Source organism: Acinetobacter sp. GFQ9D191M, assembly GCF_011174875.1.
In the GTDB taxonomy this organism is placed as follows: domain Bacteria; phylum Pseudomonadota; class Gammaproteobacteria; order Pseudomonadales; family Moraxellaceae; genus Acinetobacter.
Genome location: NZ_JAALGV010000121.1, coordinates 1 through 4,437 on the forward strand (window position 1 = coordinate 1; position 4,437 = coordinate 4,437).

Consider the following 4,437-nt stretch of genomic DNA (forward strand, 5'->3'; position numbering starts at 1 on the left):
CAAATTTCCGGATCCATCTCTCTTTTATTGGATGCAAGAAGTAGTTTTATTGATGCTGAGTTTAAGATTTCAAACATCTTTGATGCACCGCATAAGAATGAAGTTGTTCGCTTAAATAAGAAATCACAAGCATATGTTGAAGCTAATGGCTGGATGTCCAGATCTTCCGCATTAGAACGTTTAGAACAATGGAAAAACGTTGCGTTTAACCAATATCTAGATCCAACGATCCGCAACCAAAACAACCAAAAAATTGTCCTTTCTCTTTTTGATTTGTCTGGCACATGGTCACAACCATGGGTTGATGCTGGCTATCAAGTATTTCGGTTTGATATACAGGCAGATCCTTATTTTGGCGATATTAATAACTTCAGCGTGGAATTCTTTAACGAGCTTTTTGCATGCTTTGATGGTTTGGACGTTCATGCGATTTTAGCTGCATGCCCATGTACAGACTTTGCTGTTTCTGGTGCAAGACATTTTACTGCCAAAGATGCTGATGGTCGCACGTTAAGCAGTATTGAGCTGGTGTACCAAACTTTAAGAACAATTGAATTTTTTAAACCGAATATTTGGGCAATTGAGAATCCAGTAGGGCGTATTGCGAGCTTAACCGGGTTGTCGCCGTGGCGTCTGTCGTTTGATCCGTTTCATTTTGGTGATACATACACAAAGAAAACATTATTGTGGGGCCGTTTCAATGCCGACCTACCAATTGCACCTGTTGAACCTGTTGAGGGCTCTAAAATGCACCGCCTATACGGTGGCAATAGTATTGCGACTAAGAATGCTAGAAGCGTAACGCCTGAAGGTTTTGCATACTCATTTTTCACGGCAAACAACGCACATAGCAATTCGTTAATGACGATTTGCAACAAGTATGATCGTTTAGATCCTGAGCTTTTGAGTCGCTGTTTAAATAGCGGTTTGAGTGACTACGACATCTCTAATTTGATCGATGACGATTATTACGACTGTGATGATTATTCAGCACATCAAACATTAGAAAGTGCCGTTGAAAGCATGGGGGTGGCTGTATGAATCTGAGCAAGGTTATTCATGCTTATAGGTATCTGTCTCCAGAAGATGTACCGCATGAATTAAGAGATCTAAGCCATAAAGGGGCATTTGTAAGAGGGAATTTCTATGTATAACTTGCTTCCACATGAATTAATCGTTGATAACTTTGCTGGCGGTGGCGGTACATCAACTGGTTTAGAACGTGCGTTCGGTAGACCGATTGATATTGCAATTAATCATGATCCGAAAGCCTTGGCCATGCATCGCATCAATCATCCAAAAACAAAGCACTACTGCGAGAGTGTTTGGGATGTTAACCCTGTAAAGATTACGGGCAATCAACCTGTTGGCTTGGTTTGGCTTAGTCCAGACTGTAAACATCATAGCCGTGCGAAAGGTGGCAAGCCGTTAAACAAGAAGATCCGCGGTTTAGCTTGGATTGCTTTAAGGTGGGCTGCAACAGTTCGACCACGAATCATCATGCTTGAAAACGTGGTTGAGTTTGTTGAATGGGGTGATTTGGATAAGAACGGTAAACCGATTTTAAAGCGGAAAGGGCGAACGTTTAACTGTTTCGTGAATGCGCTCAGGTACCAAGGGTACACGGTCGAATATCGTGAACTACGAGCATGCGACTATGGTGCACCGACATTGAGAAATAGATTTTTCTTAATTGCTCGGCGTGACAATTTACCGATCGTCTGGCCAGAACCCACACATGCTGAATTTGACTTTTTTGCACCTCAAAAAACGAAAAAACAACCATGGAAGACAGCTGCTCAATGTGTGGACCTTAATTATGAATGTTTAAGTTGTGTGCCCACCTGCGTAACCGCTGACGACTTGCTGAACTCCCTGAATCTGTAAAAATACGGCTTCAGTACACCAAAAGCATCCCCCACCGAAAAGTGCCTGTTGCATGGTTGATTCCTCATTCAATTAAATAACTCAATCGGGCTGATGGTTAAATTCCAGCTCATCAGTATGAAAGATAAAAAAGCCTGTCCATACAGGCTTTTTGTAGGGAAGTATTAACGCGGCTGAACAGCACTTTCCAGCTGGATCAAGAGATTTCCATGGCGATCCAGTAATTTTAAGGTTTTAGCAAATACCTGATAATGCGTCACTTTAGCTAAAGCTTCATTAAATTTCTGATCAAGCTGATCGTTGTTCATGCAAGCCATACGGGTAGTAGCCATTTGACTCAGGGTCAGCGTATCTTTTGCTGCTGTGTAGCTGCCCATAATCCGGTTACAGCTATCTGAACCTGAAACGCGCTGGGTACTGGCATCAAATTGCAGACTCGGAACATTGCGTGCGGTTGGCGCAGTCTTGATTTCAGTATTACCAATCTGGGTCGCAATCCAAGTACGATTTTGCAAAAGTTGTAAATGATTCGCGGTTTGTGTCGTGGCTGTATTGGGCACAGTTTCGCAGCCCATGACCGTTAGAACCGAGCCTAAAATCGCGATTGCAGTTAATTTTTTTAGCATGAGAGATACTCTGATCATTGACTAGCTATTTGTATATAAACAAAAAAATGATCAAGGTTCCAGTTGATTTTGTATCTTTATTGAAGTGGATTTGCTACACAGTTATCGCATGTCGGGTTTTGGTAGGCCCTGCCGGATCAGGCGTGAATAGTCCTGACTGGAGAGATTAGCGGTGCGTTCTACCCGTGGATTGACATGTGCCCGTTGATACCAAGTGTGCATATCCCAAGACTGTTCTAGTACTTTAAGATCATAGAGATAATTCGGTAAATAGCCGGAGGCCAGCAACCGGTAATCTGAGGGTAGCTGTTGTTGCGATATCGCCTGAACCATATCAAAGACTAGTGTGGTGCAATTACTGGTCAGGGTATTGTACCATTTTGGCTTTTGGGCCAGCTCATCGGCCTGACGCAGATATTCCTTGAATAGCGCTTTAGCCTGAGCTTGCGGCATTTTGACTGGGAAAAAATAGACCTGTTCACCACGGACATTGCTACGGGTATAGACAATATCCTTTTCATCCGATGCGACCAGACTCAGTTCATATTTTCGGAAAAAGCCACCAATCGCTGAAAACTCTTCATTCTTTTCCTTGCGGATTTCAATCGAGAAGGTGAGTGGCTTTTGATTGGCAAAATCGAAGCTGACCAGGGTATGGGCAATTTTAGGCCCCATCCAGTAGGAAGTAATGATGTTCACGCCAGTAATCTGATTCAGATCAAAACTGCGGCTTTCCCAGCGTTCGATATAGCGACCATCGGCCTGCCAGTCAAAGTTGCGGATATTGTGTAAGGTAACCTGATCGCCTTGCTGCTCATAATGCAGAAGCTGGGAAACCTCAGGATTCCACTCTCGATCCTGACGCGCTTCCAGACTGAAATATCCTAGCAAACAGAATAAAAAGGCCAGAAGATAAAGAACGCTATCCACTTGGCGGGAGATCAGATGCCGGGTGAAATAAATCCCGAGAACGACCAGCGCAAAGGTCAGCCAGAGTCCAATCAGTATCATGCTGCCGATTTTGCCGATGGGAAGATGAACCCACAGCATGAGGCTGAGCCACAGGCTCGACAGAATGACGAATAAAGTAAACAGGCTGCCCAGCAGCCACAGACTCCAATGTCTGGAGATATATTCGCGTCCCTGCATCATCACTTTTTCATGAGAAATAGGTTTTATTTTCTGTAGGTTGCGAACTCAAAAGCAATGCCGGTTTTGTCATCAATATGTTGTTCTGACGCTATCTTCACAAAATCATTTGGAATTTTAGGATAAAAAATATCACCTTCAACATTTAAATCAACATGAGTAAGCTCTAGTCGATCCACAATATTGATGGTTTGCTTGAAAATCTCACCACCACCAATAATAAAAATTGTATTTGGTTTCTCTGATGCTTGAACGTCAGGAATAGATTTCTCTAAGGCTTCTTCGATTGAATGTGCAACTTTAACGCCGTCAAAATTCCAATTATGGTTTCGAGTAATTACCCAATTTACACGTTTAGGAAGCGGACGACCAATCGAATCAAAATTTTTACGACCAAGGATAATTACCCCACCTTGGGTAATTTCTTTAAAGTGTTTTAAATCAGCAGAAATATGCCAAGGCAGATCGTTATCCTTACCAATACAACGTTGGTTGTCCATAGCAACCACATGTACTACTTCAAAACTTTGGAAAGTCATAACTTAATTGTCCGGAACATATTGAATATCACATATAACAAAATCCCGCTTTATAAAAAGCAGGATTTGGTCATGGTAACTATAAAGGAAAATAAAGCTAATTTCAGCTTAATTTAAAAATCCATTAAAGCTAAAGAATTTTTAAGTAGGGTCTGTTGACATTTACTGTTCATAATTAACCCTATAAAGGTAGCCATAAAAATATACAGGCTAAAGCAACAGAACTTTGATAATTT

The 4,437-nt window shown here is 42.0% G+C and carries 4 protein-coding genes and 2 pseudogenes; 2 read left to right on the top strand and 4 right to left on the bottom strand.

All coding sequences use genetic code 11. The features are described from left to right. Positions 1–3 precede the first annotated feature (3 nt). Together G5T77_RS15430 and G5T77_RS15435 are read left to right on the top strand one after the other, a co-directional pair. The gene (locus G5T77_RS15430; RefSeq protein ID WP_166135936.1) at positions 4–1,041 is read left to right on the top strand and encodes a DNA cytosine methyltransferase; all 1,038 of its coding nucleotides are present in this window, start codon (positions 4–6) and stop codon (positions 1,039–1,041) included. Positions 1,042–1,146: 105 nt separating this feature from the next. Next, positions 1,147–1,833, top strand: a pseudogene (locus tag G5T77_RS15435) (DNA cytosine methyltransferase); the annotation flags it as partial. Here G5T77_RS15435 and G5T77_RS15440 read toward each other — a convergent pair. The 4 genes and pseudogenes from G5T77_RS15440 to dfrA41 form a co-directional block, all read right to left on the bottom strand. Beyond that, a pseudogene (locus tag G5T77_RS15440) lies at positions 1,831–1,941 on the bottom strand (peptide-methionine (S)-S-oxide reductase); the annotation flags it as partial. The pseudogenes G5T77_RS15435 and G5T77_RS15440 overlap by 3 nt on opposite strands. Before the next feature lie 110 nt (positions 1,942–2,051). Beyond that, positions 2,052–2,513, bottom strand: a complete 462-nt coding sequence (locus tag G5T77_RS15445) for an META domain-containing protein (RefSeq protein WP_033917524.1) — start codon at positions 2,511–2,513, stop codon at positions 2,052–2,054. 102 nt (positions 2,514–2,615) lie between these two features. Further along, positions 2,616–3,665 (bottom strand): DUF4105 domain-containing protein, encoded by a 1,050-nt coding sequence (locus tag G5T77_RS15450; RefSeq protein ID WP_166135933.1) that lies wholly within the window; start codon positions 3,663–3,665, stop codon positions 2,616–2,618. A gap of 23 nt (positions 3,666–3,688) precedes the next feature. Next, complete coding sequence (dfrA41, locus tag G5T77_RS15455; protein ID WP_004729503.1) at positions 3,689–4,201, bottom strand: trimethoprim-resistant dihydrofolate reductase DfrA41; 513 nt, start codon at positions 4,199–4,201, stop codon at positions 3,689–3,691. Positions 4,202–4,437 lie beyond the last annotated feature (236 nt).